Below are 16,881 nucleotides of genomic sequence, written 5' to 3'. Positions count from 1 at the left end.
TATGGGTATGGATAGCAGTTGATAGATCGCCTAGCTTGAGCCGGGCTTAAGCGCCCAAGGCTGACGGTTCGTGAAGGACTCTCCGCGGTACAAGACCGTCCCCAAAAATCGCCGCCGACCGGTCTGTCGCAATCAAGATAAAGCGTCATGGAGCGCAGAGCGGTTCGCGCGGACGATCGTCTCGCCAGCGCCAGGCTAATAGCTTGAATTGCCTCGTATTATCGCAACAAAATTCGCGTCATTTCGAAGCTTCATTTCACCTGTCGCCAATTTCGAAGCCGATGTCGCATTGCAGCAGAGCGACGCGCGACGCGGGAGCTATGATGACCTCAATCTCAAGGTGCCGTCTATTAGGGAGGCGGAGAATTGGGAAGCCGGTCAAAATCCGGCGCTGCCCCCGCAACGGTGGTGGAGTGAGGCATGGCAGATAAAGCCACTGGGTCGAAAACAACCTGGGAAGGCGCCATGGGGTCCTCTTGAGGACCGCTCCAGAGCCCGGAAACCAGCCTTGGGGATGATAGATTTCACTGACCGCGGCGGGCAGTCGGGGGGTAATGCGTTGGGCTGTTTAAGGCCGGCCGGTGCATGTCCTCTGCCTACTGCCTGGTATTGCACGAGGATAGGCACATGGATATCGGCACCGACGTTTTGCGACAATTGAAGAACCGCCGCCAGGGTTTCAGCCTGGAGCACGCCTTCTACACCGACCCCGATTATTTCAAGCTCGACATGGAGATGATCTACTATCGCGACTGGCTGTTCATTGGCCATGATTGCGAAGTGCCACGGGCGGGCAATTATTTCACGGTCCAGGTCGGCGATTATCCCGTCGTTATCGTCCGCGGCCGGGATCAGGTCATCCGCGCCTTCCACAATAGTTGTCGCCACCGCGGCTCGCGTGTCTGCGCATCCGAGCGCGGTTCTTCGGCCAAGCTTGTCTGCCCTTACCATCAGTGGACCTACGAACTCGACGGTTCGCTGCTCTTCGCCCGGCAGATGGCGGAGGATTTCGACAAGAGCCAGTTCTCCCTGAAGCCGGTTCACTGCGAGAGCGTCGGCGGCTACATCTTCATCTGTCTGGCGAAAAACGCCCCGGATTTCTCCCCGGTCCGCGCCGCGATCGAGCCTTACATGGCGCCGCATCGCATCGGCGAGACGAAGGTCGCCTTCCAGAGCACCATTATCGAAAAGGGCAATTGGAAGCTGGTATGGGAGAACAATCGCGAGTGCTATCACTGCGCCGCCAATCATCCGGAGCTCTGCCGTACCTACCCGGAAGCGCCGACCATCACGGGTGTACAAGGTGCGATGAACGATCCCCTCATCACTGAGCACTGGCAGCGCTGCGAAGCCGCCGGCTTGCCGAGCCAATTCAAGATCGCACCCGATGGTCAGTTCCGCGCCGCCCGCATGCCGCTGATCGAAGGGGCTGAAAGCTACACCATGTCCGGCAGGCGCGCCGTCAAGCGGCCGCTATCGCCTGACGTCACCATCAACAATATCGGTGCGATGATCCTGTTCCATTACCCGACAACGTGGAACCATCTTCTCGGCGACCACGCCATTTCCTTCCGCGTGCTGCCGATCAGCGCCGAGGAAACCGCGGTCACCACCAAATGGCTGGTGCATAAGGATGCGGTAGAGGGCGTCGACTATGACCTCGAGGAACTGACCCATGTCTGGACGGAAACCAACGATCAGGACCGTCGCATCGTCGAGGAAAATGCCTTCGGTATACGCTCGCCGGCCTATGAGCCCGGCCCCTATTCGGAACTCCACGAGGGCGGCGTCATGCAGTTCGTCGAGTGGTACTCGAATTTCATGATCAACCGGCTGCAGGGCGATCAGGCCAAGCTGTCGGCGGTTGCCTGAGTATGAACATGACCATCTCTCTCCGTCATCAGCACCTGGATCAGATGCAGCCATGGAGCGACAGGCAGCATCTGCTCGAATGCCTGTCGGCAACGCCGGAAGCGCCCGATGTGATGACCTTCACATTCCGCTCCGACAAGGATAATTGGTTCCGCTATCTGCCGGGCCAGTTCGTAACCCTGGAACTGCCGACGGCGCCCGAGCCGGTCATGCGCACCTACACGCTTTCCTCGACACCGTCGCGGCCCTTTTCCGTGGCCGTCACGGTGAAGGCGCAGAAGGACAGCATCGGCACGCGCTGGATGTTCGAGAACCTGAAGCCCGGTATGCGCATCAAGGCTTTCGGCCCGCTCGGCGATTTCAGCCACATCCGTCATCCCGGCGAAAAATATCTCTTCGTTTCGGCCGGCTCCGGCATCACGCCGATGATGGCGATGACGCGCTACATGGCCGACACAGGGCCCTTGTCGGACATCACCTTCGTCAATTGCTCGCGCAGCCCCGCCGACATCATCTTCCGCTCGGAGCTGGAATATCTCGCCCGCTTCATGCCGAACCTCGATCTCGGCTTCATCGTCGAAGGCTGCGGCCGCACCGATCTCTGGTCGGGGCTGAAGGGCCGCATCGACAAGGCAAAGATCGGACTGCTCGCGCCAGATTTCATGGAACGCACCATCTTCTGCTGCGGCCCTGAAGTCTTCATGGATGCCGTCCGCTCCATGCTGGAAGCCCACGGCTTCGACATGGCGCGCTACCATCAGGAAAGCTTCCAGCCGGCGCAGGCGGCAACGCCGCTGGCCGAAGTCAGCGATGACGCGTCGACGGACGCGGCGACCTCGATCCGCTTCACCATGGCCGGCAGGGATGTCGCCTGCGCCCCAGGCCAGACGATCCTGCAGGCCGCGCGCGGCGCCGGCGTACGCATCGGTGCTGCCTGCGAATCCGGTCTCTGCGGCACCTGCAGGGTGATGAAACTGTCGGGCGAGGTCGAGATGAACCATAATGGCGGCATCCTCGACGACGAAATCGACGAAGGCTACATTCTGGCCTGCTGTTCGCGGCCTAAAACGGATGTGCAGATAGAAGCCTAAGCCTTTTGAATCGAGACTACTTATCCGCTATCGGGCGGCTCCCGCCCGATAGCGGATGCGCTAGAAATCCTGATAATTCAACTCGTTGATCTCGACCGTCTTCGGCTGCGTTGCGGCGGTGACGATTGGGTCGACCATCAGCGAGACGAGCGTCTGCAGCGGTGAGGTACAGCTTGGTCCCTTAGCAATGATCATGGGTGCAGGTTCCGGCTTTGCGGGCAGCAGATCGCCCTGCGGCCAGATCTTGGCGAGCTGCACCTTCGTCATCGGCACGACATTGACATCAATATCGGTAAGCGTCCCCGGCACCCGGTAAGGACAGGTCTTCTCCGAGCAATTGTCGGATGAGGAGAATTGCCAGAGCGCATAATTGTCCCAATTGCCGAGCGGGAAGGTGCCCTTCACATCGGGCTTGTAGCGGGCATACCACAGCGGCAGCCGCGACAGGATCGGATAGTCCTCGCGATGATCGGCAATATACCGGGCGGTGTTGTGATTGGTATAGAGAATGGGATAGCGGCCTGTTCTCACCTTGATGTGACCAACGAAGATCTGCGCGTCATCGAGCGACATGAACTGGGTCGCGTCCAAGCCGTCGATATCGAGCACCATCAATTCGTCCGGTTTCGGATCGGCATAATCCAGAAAATGATTGGCCTGGTCGACCGGGTTGCCGGGCCGTCCAAGGTGGTAGGCGCCCCAGAGCAGGCCGTTCATCTTGGCCAGCATACGACGCGTCTGATACAGCTCGCGACTGACGGCATATTTGCGCCACATCGTCTTGCAGTGCGCAAAGGTGTCGCCGGCATGATCGCCCGTGCAGCTAAAGCTCTCTGGCAGGCCGTCCGAAGCCTTGGAGATGAAAGCGGCTATGCGCTTGTCCTGCAGAAGCTGATCCCAATCGATGGTATTCAACTCATAGGCATCGACGATAAGGGCGTTCTGGGGATCGTTCCAGGGTGGGTTCTCAGCGGCCGCAAGCGGGGAAGCCGGTCCGAGCAGCGCCAGAACCATCAGGAAACTGCAAATCAGAGGGTGAGTCTGCCGGTATCCCTTCATGAAACAATGGTAAGGATCGGTGGTTAATCCCTGGTTAAGGATGGGATCGCTAAAAATTTACCGTTGGGTCCGCATAACCCCTTAAATTTGTACCGATTTAAGGGAAACACTATGCGCCGCTACGTCCCGCCGCGTCATATTGGACGCGCGGCGCAGCAGGTATTCGAACCCTGTTTGGGGAACCTTCCCCAATTAGGAACGTTCATTGCCTTAAGCACAATGTAAGCCAGGGAATGGAGATATAAATGCTTGGTTTCCGTGCAAGAATTGCGACTATCGCTGTTTCGGCCGCTGTGGCTCTGACGAGCTTCACCCCGTCCTTCGCAATGCAGATGCCTGCCGCGCCCGTTGCGGCGGCAGACAAGGCCGCCCCTGCCGACGTTCAGCAGGTTCAGTGGCGCCGCTATGGCGGTTATCACGGCGGATACTATCCGTATTATCGCCGTGGTTGGTATGGCGGCTACCGCGGTTATCCGGGATATCGTTATGGTTATCGCTATTATGATGGCTATTGGTACCCGCTGGCCGCCTTCGGCGCCGGAGCCATCATCGGCGGCGCGATTGCCAGCCAGCCGCGTTATGTAGCTCCGGCTGGGGGTATCAACCCGCGCCACGTCGAATGGTGCGAGGCGCGCTACCGCTCCTACCGGGCTTATGACAATACGTTCCAGCCCAATCGCGGTCCCCGGCAGCAGTGCTACTCGCCCTTCTATTGAGCGAGAGATTTGAACCTATCAGCCCCAGCCGCCCGGTCACTCGCCGGGCGGTTTTTCATGGTTGAACGCCCTGCCGTCAGAGAATGTTGACCCGCTTCAGCAGCCACCAGGCGAGTACCATCGAAGCGATGATGAGGGCCACGGCATATTCCGTGCCGGCACCGCCGCCTGAAAACGGCAGATTTGACGTGTTCATGCCGAAAAAGCCGGTGACCAGCGTCGGCGGCAGCAGGAAGGCCGTCATGATCGACAGAATATAGAGATGGCGGTTGATCTCGGAGGAAAGCTTCGAGTCGATTTCTTCATGCAGCAGCCTTGCGCGCTCCTGCAGCGCGTAGACATCGTGATCGACCGCCTCCAGCCGGCCCGTCAATCGGCCGGCGACATCCTCGAACCCGAGCGGCATCTCTTCGTCGTCAGATGCTGCAGCGCGCCGCATCAGTGTCAAAACGGTGCGCAGATGCCGGTGCAGGCGCACAATCGTCCGGCGCACGGGCGCCAATCGCCGGCGTTCGTCCCGCGGCGCGTTCTCGTAGACGAAATCCTCGATGAGATTGAGCTCCTCGGTCATCTCGATAACAAGCGAGATGAGGGTGCGCTGGAACTCGACGACCAGCAGCTCGAATATATCGAGCGGCCGGGTGAATTTGGCTGCGTTTTTTTCGATCAGCATGCGCGCCCGCTCAACACTGCGTAGCGGCTGCAGCCGGGTGGTGATGAGCATGCGGTCGGTCAGCACGAAATGCAGCCAGCCGATGTCGCGCGTATCCTGATCGAATTCGCGCTGGAAATCGACCAGCGTGCCGAACAGCATCTGCTCGTCGACGGTGATGGTCGCATGCGTCTCATGCGTCGTCAGCGCTACACGGGCAGGTTCGTTCAGACCTGGCGCATCCTCAAGAAAAGCGGGTACGCGGGCATCGACAAGGCTCAGATGCAGCCACAGGAAACCATCGTCCGCAAACAGCGTGGCGCGATCGGTATCATCGGACAGCCGCTCCGGCTTATTCGCGCCGGGACGCAGGCGATAGGCCCAGATGAGGCCAGGTATCGTGGTGGCTGATGTGATCGTGTTCATGGCCGAGTTGTTCGCATCGTCAAGGGAGTTGCCATACTCATTGTTCATGACGATTGTTTATGCAAGTCCCGGCTATGGCGCGACAATCGCGCAGGAAGGCGGATATGCCGCAGGTGGGGCAAGGCCGATTGGAGGATCGCCAGTTAGTTTTCGACGTAACTTAGGTCTCGGGAAACAAAATTGCTTCGAAATCCTGGGCGCCATTCAAGATATGCAGAATTTCTACGGCGTCTTCGCTGACATGATAGAAAACGAGATAGGCACCATGCGGGAAGCGGCGGACGCCTGTGTGTTCATAGCGCGGTACCAGCGGAAAGCGGTACGGCATGTCCGCTAGATGCCTACACCGCTTGACAAACTCCATGATGAAGCTTGCCGCGCGTTGGGGATTATCCTGAGCAATGTAGTCGCCAATATGTTCAACATCGGCTTGAGCTCTGGCGGAGAAAACGACGATCACGAGCGGCGGTCTTTTGCCATATTTTCGTATTTTGCAGTCAGTCTGGCAGCAACCTCTTCAAGAGGCTCCACTCGCCCTGCTTTAACATCCGCAAGGCCTTGTGCAATCGCGGTATCGAGCGCAGCGAGGCGTTTTTCTCGCTCTTCGACCAAGCGAACGCCTTCGCGCAGGACTTCGCTGCGGGAGTTGTAACGTCCACTTGTTACGAGTTCATCCACATAGCTTTCGAGCCGCTTGCCAAGATTTGCGCTGCTAGCCATGTTCATTCCTCTTCCAGCGTATAACCAAGGTGATAATTGTTAGCACAAATCATTCAGGGAAGTGAATGCGGATTTGTCTCGATACATTGAGGTGCCTGCCCAAAATTGACGTTTACGTAAAAATCAATTAGCTATAAACATCATGCGGCCGATAGCTTGGGTGAGGTAGACTGTCGGCATCGTCACCACGGAGGAAGACACCATGTACAAGGCGCCGGTCGAGGAAATCGCGTTTACGCTGAAGCATGTCGCTGGCATGGGGCAAGCGATGGAGGAGAGACGCCTCGGCGATCTCAGCGGCGATGTCGTCGACGCCATTCTGACCGAGGCCGGCCGTTTTGCCGGGGACGTGATGGAACCGCTGGCCGAGATCGGCGATAGGCAGGGCTCCAAACTCGTCGATGGCAAGGTGGTGCTGCCCGATGGCTGGGAGAAACTCTATCGCGACTGGATTGCCGGCGGTTGGAACGGGTTGACGGCGCCGGAGGAGTTCGGCGGCCAGGGCCTGCCGCACATGCTGAACGTTGCGACGCTGGAAATGTGGAATTCCGCTTCCATGGCCTTTGGTCTCGCGCCGACGCTGACCATGGGTGCGGTCGAGGCGCTGATCGCTCACGGCAGCGAGGACCTTAAGCGCAAATATCTGGCAAAACTCGTTTCGGGCGAATGGGCCGGCACGATGAACCTGACAGAGCCGCACGCCGGCTCCGACGTCGGGGCGCTGCGCACCCGCGCCGAACGCCGCGATGACGGCACCTATCGCCTATACGGCCAGAAGATTTTCATCACCTGGGGCGATCATGAGGCGGCGGAGAATATCGTCCATTTCGTGCTTGCGCGCCTTCCGGATGCGCCTGCAGGCACGCGCGGTATCTCCCTGTTTCTGGTGCCGAAATTCCTGGTCAACGATGACGGCTCGCTCGGTGCGCGCAACGATTATTTCGCCCATTCGCTGGAGCATAAACTCGGCATCCACGGCTCACCCACCTGCACGATGATCTATGGCGACGGCAAATACGGAACCGAGAAGGGGGCCGTTGCCTGGCTCGTCGGCGAAGAGAACAAGGGCCTCGCCTGCATGTTCACGATGATGAATAATGCGCGGCTCGCCGTCGGCATTCAGGGTGTGGCGATCGCCGAGGCCGCGACACAAAAAGCCATCGCTTACGCAAAAGAGCGCACGCAAGGGCGGGCTCCAGGTACGACAGCGACAGGCATGAGCCCGATCATCGAACATCCCGATATCGCCCGCATGCTGCTGACGATGAAGGCGCTGACGCAGGGGTCGCGCGCCATCTGCTATGCCTGCTCCGAGGCGATCGACATGTCGCATCGCGATCCCAGCAGAGCACGGCACTGGCAGGAGCGCGCCGCCCTGCTGACGCCGATCGCCAAATCCTTTTCCACCGATGCCGGCGTCGATGTCGCTTCGCTCGGCATCCAGGTGCATGGCGGTATGGGCTTTATCGAAGAGACGGGTGCGGCCCGCCTGCTGCGCGACGCCCGTATCGCGCCGATCTATGAAGGCACGAACGGCATCCAGGCGATCGATCTCGTAACGCGTAAGCTGACAATTACCAATGGTGATCATATGCGTGGCTTCACCCACGAACTGCGCGAGATTGCCGATACCGTTGCCAAATCCAATCTGGACGGTTTCGGCGACACGGCGACACGGCTCTATGCCGCTATCACCGATCTCGAGGCGGCAAGCGAATGGCTTCTCGCGCGCCAGGCGGAGGGCCGTATCGCGGAGGCACTGGCGGGGGCCACACCCTATCAGCGGCTCTTCGGCCTCGTACTCACGGGCTGCTATCTCGCCAAGGGCGGCCTGGTGGATGTTGCGGACGGCGAGGGCGAAAAGCGCATTGCGCTCTGCCGCTTTGCTGCGGAAAACATGCTGGCCGAAACCACCGCACTCACCGATCGCATCGTCGCCGGCGCTTCCAGCCTCGAAGCTGCGCGCATCGCTCTTGCTTAAGGACATACACTTGACCGACCACATTTTGATCGAACGCCCTGAGACTGCCCCCCATGTGCAGGTGATCCGCTTCAACCGGCCGGAAAAGAAAAATGCCTTCACCCGCGCCATGTATCAGACGATGACCGACGCTCTGCGGGCGGCGGATGAGGCCTCGGATATCCGCGTCACCGCCTTCCTTGGTAGTGAAGGCTGCTTTTCCGCCGGCAACGATCTTGCCGATTTCCTCGCCTTCGCCATGAGCGGCAGCATGGGCCGCGAGGTGCTGGACTTCCTGGGCGTGCTGGCCACGGCGAAGAAGCCCGTCATCTCTGGTGTCGACGGCCTGGCGATCGGCATCGGCACCACGATCCATCTCCATTGCGACCTGACGATTGCTTCCGACCGCAGCCTGTTCAAGACGCCTTTCGTCGATCTCGCCCTTGTCCCCGAAGCCGCCTCCAGCCTGATCGCGCCGCGCGTCATGGGCCATCAGCGCGCCTTCGCTCTGCTCGCCCTCGGCGAGGGCTTTTCCGCCGCGGAAGCAAAGGATGCCGGTCTGATCTGGAAGGTCACCACGCCGGAGGCATTGGAAGCCGAAACCCTGGCGCTCGCCGCCAAACTTGCAGCCAAACCGCCGGAAGCGCTGCGGATCGCACGTGATCTGATACGCGGCTCCGCCGAGAATATTCTCGCCCGTATCGACGTGGAAGCAAGGCACTTTGCGGCGCAGTTGAAGAGCGCGGAGGCTCGGGCGGCGTTTGAGGCGTTCATGAAGCGGTGAGGTATATTCTTTCTCTCACCCGCCCTCGCCCTTCGAGGGTCGCTGCTCTCCCGCCTCAGGGTGAGGGCTGATCTGCTCGCTTAACCACGAGGCTGCTCCGATCGCATCTGTTTCTCATAGCGTCCCCCGAAAACCTTACCTGCTTTCGGCCGAGAACTGTGGATTTGACTATGACCTGCCTCTGTGTTGCAGAGGAACTCGCCGATCCAGAAGAGAAGCCATTTTCTGGCTTTGCCGCGACCATAGCACTCTCTCCGCCTCACCCTGAGGCGGGAGCGCAGCGAGCCTCGAAGGGCGAGGTGGCCCGGAGAGTTGACGTTATCGCTATTTCGTTGCGGGTCCCCGTCGCGACAAGGCAGGTAAGGCTTCGTAATTCAAGGCAATCAAGGCTTCCTTCTTCCGGCGCGACCAACCCTTGATCTGTCGTTCTCGCGCAATCGCATCGATGATCCGATCATAGACTTCATGAAACACCAATTCGACCGGCCGGCGTTTGGCGGTATAGCCATCGTAGATGCCCGCATTGTGCCCCCATACCCGCGCTTCGATCTCCTGTTTGGTGAGACCGGTATAATAGGAGCCATCACTGCAGCGAAGGATGTAGACGGTAGCTTCCATGACGAGCTTTCAAGCAGGGATGAATTTCTCTACCATTAAGTGTACTGAATGATCAATTCTTTTCCCTCATCCGCCCTCGTGGTTCGAGGGTCGCTTCGCTCCCGCCTCACCATGAGGGCTAATCTTTCCTGGCCTTCCAAAACTCGGCACAGAATCCCAAACTCGTTCCGATTTTGTCGAAGAAAGAGAAGGTTGAGATGAAGACTATGCGATCTCACTCCGCCCTCATGGTGAGGAGGCCCGCAGGGCGGTCTCGAACCACGAGGGTCGGCCCCCAAGTTCGTGTCGTCACTTCTCCAGCGCCGCCACCACTTCAACGTGTGAGCTCCACAGGAATTGGTCGATGGGCGTGACCCTTGTGATGCGGTAGCCGCTTTCAACCAGCAGGGCCAGATCGCGCGCGAGCGTCAGCGGGTTGCAGGAGACGGCGACGATTTTTTTGACGGCGGAGCGAGCCAGTTCCTTGCTCTGGAACTCCGCACCGGCGCGCGGCGGATCGAAGACGACGGCGTCGTAGGCTTTCAGTTCCTGCGCCATCAGCGGCCGGCGGAAAAGGTCGCGGCGTTCGATGGTTACGGGCTTCAGCCCCTGCGTGTTGCGCGCTGCGTAGTCGAGGGCAGCCAAAGGCTTGTCTTCGCCTTCGACGGCATGCACGCGGCCGATGCGCGCCAGACGCAGCGAGAATGTGCCGCTGCCGGCGAAGAGATCGGCGATGCGCTTCGCCTTGCCGACATGGGAAGCGACCAGCTCGGCCATAGCCTCTTCGGCCGGCTTCGTCGCCTGGGTGAAGGCGCCCGGCGGCGGCGAAACCCGAACGTCGCCGAACTCGACCATAGGTTTCATCGGCTCGACCAGGATCTCGCCGTTCAGGGAGACGCGGGCGATACCGCGAAGGGCAAGCACGGTTTCGATGGCGCTGCGCCGCTGTTTGTCGGAGAGTTTCTTGACCTCATCGACAGCGATATCGAGGCCGGAGAGCGTCTCCAGAACGGAGATGCGAAATGCTTCCGCGCTGACAGCGAGAGCCGCGCCGACAGCCCTGATCGCCGGCAGTCGCGACATGATCCCGGCCGAGGCGATCGGACACTCCTGAACGGCGACGATATGGTGGCTTTCGGCCTGATTGAAGCCGATCAGCATGTCCTTCTCGGTCTTGCGTGCGGCAAAGACCACGCGCCGGCGCTCGCCCGGATGGGCGGCGATGAGCTCGTCCACCTCTGGCGTCAGCCCTTTGGAGCGCAATGCATCGATCACGAGCTGGCGCTTGAAGGCGCGATAGGGCGCATCGGCATAGTGCTGCAGCGCACAGCCGCCGCAAGTGCCGTTGACGCCGTCGGGGCCAAAATGCCGACAGTGTGGCTCCTGCCGGTCGGGCGAGGCCGCCGCGATCGACATCAACGTTCCATGGCTCTTCACTCGCGCGATGGCAACCGTCTCGCCGGGCAGCGTGAAGGGTACGTAGATCGGCCCGTCGGCGCCTTGCGCGATGCCGTCGCCCTGGGCGCCGAGCTTCTGGATGGTCACGGTTTCGGTGCTCATGGCTTGATCCCTGCGAGAAGAAATTCCTGGTTGCCGTCGCCGCCCGCGATCGGCGAGGGGATGAGGCCGAGGCTGCGCCAGCCCATGTCCTCGATGAGCCAACGTTCCAGCTCCGCCGCAACCGTTGGCGCGGAGGAGGGGTCCTTCAACAGACCGGCCTTGCCGATCGCCTCGCGTCCGGCCTCGAATTGCGGCTTCACCAGCAGCGCGCAGCGCGAGCCTGGTTCTGCAAGGCTGAGAGCCGGCGCCAGCGCCAGCTTCAGCGAGATGAAGGAGACGTCGGAAACGATGAAAGTTACGGGCTCGCCAATGTCTTCGGCTGTCAGATTGCGGGCGTTCAGTCCCTCGATATTGGTCACGCGCGGATCGGCTGATATGCGCGGATGCATCTGCCCATGGCCGACATCGATAGCGGTGACATGAGCCGCACCTCGCTGCAGCAGCACTTCGGTGAAACCGCCGGTCGAGGCGCCGACGTCGAGACAGTGCTGCCCCTTCGGATCGAGTTGGAAATGATCCAGCGCGGCCACCAGTTTCAGCGCGGCCCGCGAAACGTAATCCTGAGCGGGATCATCGATCGCGATCTCCGCATCTTCCGTAAACAATGCGCCGGGCTTGCTCACTATCTTGCCGTCAACCGTCACCGTACCGCGCTGAATGGCGTCGCGCGCCCGCGAGCGGCTGGCGAAAAGCGAGAGGGAGACAAGAAGCTGGTCGAGGCGTTGCGGTTCGGACATGGGCTGTCCATGCCGGGCAATGGTCTGCGTTGCAAGCGTTTTGTGTTGATGGTGGCGAATGTCGGCGTTGACGCTATGCGGTATCTCGCCATAATCGCCGCAAACCGGCAGTAGATGGGGGCTCGGATGCGCGGGATTTGCGGCTATGCGACGGCTCTGGCGATGCTTGCCACGTCGGCCTTGGCGAACGATAGCATGGCGGAACTGAAGACCGGCGGCCTCGCTTATGTCCGCACCGGCGATATCAGCATGGATGACGAAAAGCTCTTCATTTCTCCGACGGAGGTGAAGGTCGATTATATCTTTGAGAACACCTCGGATAAGGATGTCGAAAGCGTTGTCGCCTTCCCCATGCCGGATATCGAGGGCGTCCTCGACAGCACGGTCGCCATCGAGGACGCCGATGCCGACAATTTCCTCGAATTCACCGTCACGCAGGACGGTAAACCGATCACGCCGACTCTCCAGCAGAACGTGACAGTCTCCGGTATCGATCTGACGGCCGAGCTGAGGGCGCACAATATTCCGCTGCGACCGCTCGGCGCAGCCGCGTTCAACGCGGTTGCGAAGCTGCCGCCTGATGTGCTCGAGGATTGGAAGGCGCGAGGCCTCATTGCCGATGACGAATACGACAGTGACGGCCAGGGCATGAAGCATCACTCGACGCCGATGTGGACCCTGCACACGACCTATTGGTGGCGCACCAAATTTCCGGCCCGCGCCAAGATCAGCGTGCAGCACCGCTATAAGCCGAGTGTCGGCGGCACGGTCGCCATCACCTTTGCTGGCAACGAGGACTACGAGAAGGAGCAGCTCAAGATCTATCAGACCAAATATTGCGTGGACGACGCTTTCCTTAAAACCGCGACCAAACTATCCGCAGCCTCCGACAAGGGCGGCCGCGCCTATACCGAAAGCTGGATTTCCTACGTTTTGAGCACGGGCGCCAACTGGTCCGGTCCGATCAAGCATTTTCAGCTAACGGTCGATAAGGGCAGCCCGGATAACTACGTCAGCTTCTGCGGCAGCGGCGTCAAGAAGATCGGCCCCACGAGTTTTCAGATGACCGCAGAGGATTTTTCTCCTGAGCACGATCTCGATATTCTGATCCTCAATGCCGGATCTCAGAATTAGAGTATTGCTGCGCCTCTTGCACGGCACTCAGTTAAATAATTTTAAAGTTGTAGCATCTAGTTATGCATGGGATTGCGATTGTCCTTTTCGGGGATAACCGCCTGCCATGACGGCTTCGCGCGTCTCGCGCCCAATCATGCCTCTCCCCTGAATTTTGGAGCATCCGGCCACGCTCCCCCAGCGGGTTCGTCGATGTTCGCCAGGACCGGCGCTCAGGAGGCGCTTGCCCATGTTTGCGAAGAACCTTTCTTTGAATGGCAAACTCGCCATCACCTTTGCTGCACTTATCGCTATCTTCGCCTGCGTTTCCGTATTCGTTTACGCCAAGGAAGAAGTATCGACCGCGGCTGCCGCCGAACAGGTCAAGTCACAGCAGCTGGTCAATTTGATCGATGATTCCCTGCAGGCCATGCTGGAACAGGCGGTCAACTTGCGCGGCTTCCTGCTGCTGCGCAGCAATAGTACCTATGGCGACGTCGGCACTAATCGCGATCGCATGCTGAAGAGCATGGCGGCCGCCAAGACGGTTGCCGCCGACGAGCCGGACCTGCTTGCCGCGATCGACGGCATGCAGAAGGCGGCCGATCTTTATTTCCATCAGCTCGCCGAGCCGCAGATGAAGGCGCGCAAGGAAACCGAAATGCCGCTCGACCAGATCGTCAAGATCGGCCAGAACGAGACGAAGGGTCAGCTTGACGGTTTCCGTGAGGCTGCAGCCAAGATCAAGCAGGCTGCCCGCGCCAAGGCAGATGCCCAGTCGGCCATCCAGGATGATGCCAACAGCGAACTGCGCCTGACATTGATTGCCGGCGGTATCATTGCCTCGCTGGCCGCAGCCGTGCTTGCCTGGCTGCTCGCACGCACCATCGTTCGCCCGATCGTCGGCATGACTGTCGCGATGGCCCGCCTTGCCGGCGGCGAACATAATATCGACGTGCCGGCCATCGGCCGCGGCGATGAAGTCGGCCGCATGGCTGACGCCGTCGTCGTCTTCAAGGAAGCGGCGATCGAGAAACTGCGTCTTGCCGGCGAGACCGACCGCATGCGCGGCGATGCCGAGCGTCAACGCCAGATGAACGACGAGCAGAAGGCGCGGGAAGAGGGCGAGATCCGCTTCGCGATGGAGGCGTTGGCCGGCGGGCTTGCCGCCCTGGCCTCCGGCAATGTCGCCGCGCGCCTCGAGCGTACCTTCGCACCGCAGCTCGACGGCGTCCGCGTCGACTTCAACAATGCCGTCGAAAAGCTGGAAGCCGCCCTGCAGTCGGTCGGCCACAATGCTTCGGCGATCAATGCCGGTGCCGGCGAAATTCGTTCGGCCGCCGACGATCTTGCCCGCCGCACCGAGCAGCAGGCGGCCGCCGTCGAAGAGACCGCAGCAGCCCTCGAAGAGGTGACGACGACGGTTCGCGATTCCGCCAAGCGCGCCGAAGATGTCGGCCATCTCGTCGAACGTGCCCGTCAGGGCGCTGAGAAGTCCGGCGATGTCGTGCGCAAGGCGGTCTCCGCCATGCAGCAGATCGAAAAGTCCTCGGGTGAGATCAGCAACATCATCAGCGTCATCGATGATATCGCCTTCCAGACCAACCTCCTGGCTCTGAATGCCGGTGTCGAAGCTGCCCGCGCCGGTGATGCCGGCAAGGGTTTCGCGGTCGTCGCCCAGGAAGTCCGCGAGCTGGCCCAGCGTTCCGCCAACGCCGCCAAGGAGATCAAGGCACTGATCACCACCTCGAGCGATCAGGTCAACACCGGCGTGTCGCTGGTCGGCGAAACCGGCAAGGCGCTGGAGCTGATCGTTTCCGAAGTGCAGGAGATCAACCGCCACGTCGGCGCCATCGTCATCGCCACCCGCGAACAGTCGACCGGCTTGCAGGAAATCAACACTGCCGTCAACAATATGGACCAGGGCACGCAGCAGAATGCCGCCATGGTCGAGGAACAGACGGCGGCGAGCCATGCACTCGCCCGCGAGGCAGCCTCCCTCAATGAGCTCCTGCACCAGTTCCGTCTGAGTGACCTGCCCCGTGAATCCAAACGTCCCGCAGCCGTTACTGCCCAGTCCCGACCGGCTGCTTCGCCTGCGAGGGCATTGGGCCGCACGGTTGCCAAGGCGTTTGGCGGCAAGGCCACCGCGGCGGCTGTTGCCCAGGATGAGTGGGAGGAGTTCTGAGGCTGGCGTCTTGATGACGCCGAACCTCTGATGCTCTTTCTGACGGGCATCGGAGGTCGGGGAGATCTGTCTCGCCTGTTTCGAGGCGAGACAGATATCGGTGAGCGGTAGCTGCCGAGGGTGGTTATGACCCTTGGCCAGCGCTACCGCGAAAGCGTTCCCTAGTACTTGGACGGAACGTAAAGCTCCGGCGGCAGCACCTTGCGCTCATAGTTGGGGTTGAAGACGCGCTCCGGCAGGGTGATGTCCTCGTGAGGCACGTCCTCATAGGGAATCTGCCTGAGCAGGTGGTCGATGCAGTTCAGGCGGGCGCGCTTCTTGTCATTGCCTTCGACGATGTGCCAGGGCGCTTCCGGAATGTTCGTACGCGCGAAGGTTTCTTCTTTCGCCTTCGTATAGGCTTCCCACCGCACGCGGGACTGCAGATCCATCGGCGAGAGCTTCCACTGCTTCAAGGGATCGTGGATGCGCACGAGGAAGCGAAGCTGCTGCTCCTCGTCGGTGATCGAAAACCAGTATTTGACAAGCCGAATCCCGGAGCGAACCAGCATGCGTTCGAACTCGGGTACGTCGTGAAAGAACTGCGCGACCTGATCTTCCGTCGCAAAGCCCATCACACGCTCGACACCGGAGCGATTGTACCAGGACCGGTCGAAGAGAACGATCTCGCCGCCCGCCGGCAGATGGGGCACATAGCGCTGGAAATACCATTGGGACTTCTCGCGGTCGGATGGCGCCGGCAGCGCGACGACCCGGGCAACGCGCGGGTTGAGCCTTTGGGTGATCCGCTTGATTGCCCCGCCTTTGCCCGCCGAGTCTCGGCCCTCGAAGATCACGACGACCTTCTCCTTGTGATAGGTCACCCAATCCTGGAGCTTGATCAGTTCGGCCTGTAGCGACAGCAAGGTGCGGAAGTAGTCGATACGCGGCATCGCAGCCGGATGTGCCTTCTGGTAAATCTTTCGGATCTCTTCGGAAAGAGCCGGTTCCGAGAGTTCCAACTCATAGTCTTCGTCTAGCGTATCGGCCAGTTCCGCTTCAAGCCAGTCGGAATACTGGTGCTCTTTGTCTGAATTGTTCAAGGTTCTCTCCGCTTCTCGATGGCAGCTAACGACAGCAGTCGATGCATGATCGCACTTAAAAGCGCCAACATGCCTGTCCCTGCATTGCAGCAAGTTCCGCTTTGTTCATGACAGTTAGATGACTGATTGCTGCAAGATGCAGGGCGAAGAACGTCGTGCTCAATTCTAATCAGCAAAAGCGGGCTGGATACATTGGCTTCAAAGCCAGCGACCTTTGCGCATTCAAATCAACGCGCTGTGCCCTGGACGCACATCGGGTAGGGACCAAGCCCCAAGCCGAATCGATAGGCATAGGGCAAAAAGTGCCGGAAGATCGACACCCGG

The 16,881-nt window shown here is 60.2% G+C and carries 15 protein-coding genes and 1 riboswitch; of the genes, 7 read left to right on the top strand and 8 right to left on the bottom strand.

Annotation, left to right across the window (positions count from 1 at the left end; all coding sequences use genetic code 11):
- The first annotated feature begins 321 nt into the window (after window positions 1-321).
- A riboswitch (cobalamin riboswitch) is annotated at window positions 322-525 on the top strand.
- 102 nt (window positions 526-627) lie between these two features.
- Complete coding sequence (locus ACXHXG_RS03055; protein ID WP_457898453.1) at window positions 628-1,872, top strand: aromatic ring-hydroxylating oxygenase subunit alpha; 1,245 nt, start codon at window positions 628-630, stop codon at window positions 1,870-1,872.
- A 2-nt stretch (window positions 1,873-1,874) separates the two neighbouring features.
- Complete coding sequence (locus tag ACXHXG_RS03050) at window positions 1,875-2,963, top strand: FAD-binding oxidoreductase (protein ID WP_457898452.1); 1,089 nt, start codon at window positions 1,875-1,877, stop codon at window positions 2,961-2,963.
- Window positions 2,964-3,023: 60 nt separating this feature from the next.
- Here ACXHXG_RS03050 and ACXHXG_RS03045 read toward each other — a convergent pair whose 3' ends face one another.
- A complete protein-coding gene (locus tag ACXHXG_RS03045) occupies window positions 3,024-3,977 on the bottom strand; it encodes a glycoside hydrolase family 25 protein (protein ID WP_457898451.1) in 954 nt (317 codons plus the stop codon).
- 290 nt (window positions 3,978-4,267) lie between these two features.
- Between ACXHXG_RS03045 and ACXHXG_RS03040 the strand changes: the two genes are divergently transcribed.
- Entirely contained in the window at window positions 4,268-4,738 is a 471-nt protein-coding gene (locus tag ACXHXG_RS03040; RefSeq protein ID WP_104822199.1) for a BA14K family protein, read from the top strand.
- Between the two features lie 76 nt (window positions 4,739-4,814).
- On the opposite strand, the gene ACXHXG_RS03035 is transcribed toward ACXHXG_RS03040, so the two are convergent.
- From ACXHXG_RS03035 to ACXHXG_RS03025, 3 genes are all read right to left on the bottom strand, one after another.
- Entirely contained in the window at window positions 4,815-5,816 is a 1,002-nt protein-coding gene (locus ACXHXG_RS03035) for a transporter (protein WP_104825000.1), read from the bottom strand.
- Between the two features lie 160 nt (window positions 5,817-5,976).
- Window positions 5,977-6,276, bottom strand: coding sequence for a type II toxin-antitoxin system RelE/ParE family toxin (locus ACXHXG_RS03030; RefSeq protein WP_457898450.1), 300 nt, complete (start codon window positions 6,274-6,276; stop codon window positions 5,977-5,979).
- Window positions 6,273-6,536, bottom strand: coding sequence for a type II toxin-antitoxin system ParD family antitoxin (locus ACXHXG_RS03025; RefSeq protein ID WP_104825001.1), 264 nt, complete (start codon window positions 6,534-6,536; stop codon window positions 6,273-6,275). The genes ACXHXG_RS03030 and ACXHXG_RS03025 overlap by 4 nt, the downstream gene beginning before the upstream one ends.
- A 202-nt stretch (window positions 6,537-6,738) precedes the next feature.
- Between ACXHXG_RS03025 and ACXHXG_RS03020 the strand changes: the two genes are divergently transcribed.
- Entirely contained in the window at window positions 6,739-8,517 is a 1,779-nt protein-coding gene (locus ACXHXG_RS03020) for an acyl-CoA dehydrogenase family protein (protein WP_285167918.1), read from the top strand.
- Between the two features lie 10 nt (window positions 8,518-8,527).
- Entirely contained in the window at window positions 8,528-9,280 is a 753-nt protein-coding gene (locus ACXHXG_RS03015; protein ID WP_285167919.1) for a crotonase/enoyl-CoA hydratase family protein, read from the top strand.
- Between the two features lie 324 nt (window positions 9,281-9,604).
- On the opposite strand, the gene ACXHXG_RS03010 is transcribed toward ACXHXG_RS03015, so the two are convergent.
- From ACXHXG_RS03010 to ACXHXG_RS03000, 3 genes are all read right to left on the bottom strand, one after another.
- Entirely contained in the window at window positions 9,605-9,898 is a 294-nt protein-coding gene (locus ACXHXG_RS03010) for a GIY-YIG nuclease family protein (RefSeq protein WP_285167920.1), read from the bottom strand.
- A 288-nt stretch (window positions 9,899-10,186) separates the two neighbouring features.
- Complete coding sequence (locus ACXHXG_RS03005) at window positions 10,187-11,437, bottom strand: class I SAM-dependent RNA methyltransferase (RefSeq protein ID WP_457898449.1); 1,251 nt, start codon at window positions 11,435-11,437, stop codon at window positions 10,187-10,189.
- Complete coding sequence (locus ACXHXG_RS03000; protein ID WP_285167924.1) at window positions 11,434-12,174, bottom strand: TlyA family RNA methyltransferase; 741 nt, start codon at window positions 12,172-12,174, stop codon at window positions 11,434-11,436. The genes ACXHXG_RS03005 and ACXHXG_RS03000 overlap by 4 nt, the downstream gene beginning before the upstream one ends.
- Window positions 12,175-12,300: 126 nt before the next feature.
- On the opposite strand from ACXHXG_RS03000, the gene ACXHXG_RS02995 reads away from it, so the two are divergent.
- On the top strand, window positions 12,301-13,308 hold the full coding sequence (locus ACXHXG_RS02995; RefSeq protein WP_457898448.1) for a DUF4424 domain-containing protein: 1,008 nt from the start codon (window positions 12,301-12,303) through the stop codon (window positions 13,306-13,308).
- 229 nt (window positions 13,309-13,537) lie between these two features.
- Window positions 13,538-15,475 (top strand): methyl-accepting chemotaxis protein, encoded by a 1,938-nt coding sequence (locus tag ACXHXG_RS02990; RefSeq protein WP_457898447.1) that lies wholly within the window; start codon window positions 13,538-13,540, stop codon window positions 15,473-15,475.
- Window positions 15,476-15,636: 161 nt separating this feature from the next.
- On the opposite strand, the gene ppk2 is transcribed toward ACXHXG_RS02990, so the two are convergent.
- Window positions 15,637-16,557 carry a polyphosphate kinase 2 gene (gene ppk2, locus ACXHXG_RS02985; protein ID WP_283049440.1) on the bottom strand — a complete coding sequence of 307 codons (921 nt, stop codon included), beginning with the start codon at window positions 16,555-16,557 and terminating at the stop codon, window positions 15,637-15,639.
- Window positions 16,558-16,881: the final 324 nt, after the last annotated feature.

The sequence above is a fragment of the Rhizobium sp. LEGMi-198b genome, from assembly GCF_054114205.1.
The sequence above is the reverse complement of the archived record's forward strand: the minus strand, read 5'-3'. Positions and strand labels throughout refer to the sequence as shown.

Coding starts and splice junctions, on each gene's coding strand:
- ACXHXG_RS03020 (WP_285167918.1), top strand. CDS start 6,739: ATGTACAAGGCGCCGGTCGAGGAAATCGCGTTTACGCTGAAGCATGTC.
- ACXHXG_RS02990 (WP_457898447.1), top strand. CDS start 13,538: ATGTTTGCGAAGAACCTTTCTTTGAATGGCAAACTCGCCATCACCTTT.
- ACXHXG_RS02995 (WP_457898448.1), top strand. CDS start 12,301: ATGCGCGGGATTTGCGGCTATGCGACGGCTCTGGCGATGCTTGCCACG.
- ACXHXG_RS03045 (WP_457898451.1), bottom strand. CDS start 3,977: ATGGTTCTGGCGCTGCTCGGACCGGCTTCCCCGCTTGCGGCCGCTGAG.
- ACXHXG_RS03040 (WP_104822199.1), top strand. CDS start 4,268: ATGCTTGGTTTCCGTGCAAGAATTGCGACTATCGCTGTTTCGGCCGCT.
- ACXHXG_RS03035 (WP_104825000.1), bottom strand. CDS start 5,816: ATGAACACGATCACATCAGCCACCACGATACCTGGCCTCATCTGGGCC.
- ACXHXG_RS03025 (WP_104825001.1), bottom strand. CDS start 6,536: ATGGCTAGCAGCGCAAATCTTGGCAAGCGGCTCGAAAGCTATGTGGAT.
- ACXHXG_RS03005 (WP_457898449.1), bottom strand. CDS start 11,437: ATGAGCACCGAAACCGTGACCATCCAGAAGCTCGGCGCCCAGGGCGAC.
- ACXHXG_RS03055 (WP_457898453.1), top strand. CDS start 628: ATGGATATCGGCACCGACGTTTTGCGACAATTGAAGAACCGCCGCCAG.
- ACXHXG_RS03000 (WP_285167924.1), bottom strand. CDS start 12,174: ATGTCCGAACCGCAACGCCTCGACCAGCTTCTTGTCTCCCTCTCGCTT.
- ACXHXG_RS03010 (WP_285167920.1), bottom strand. CDS start 9,898: ATGGAAGCTACCGTCTACATCCTTCGCTGCAGTGATGGCTCCTATTAT.
- ACXHXG_RS03050 (WP_457898452.1), top strand. CDS start 1,875: ATGAACATGACCATCTCTCTCCGTCATCAGCACCTGGATCAGATGCAG.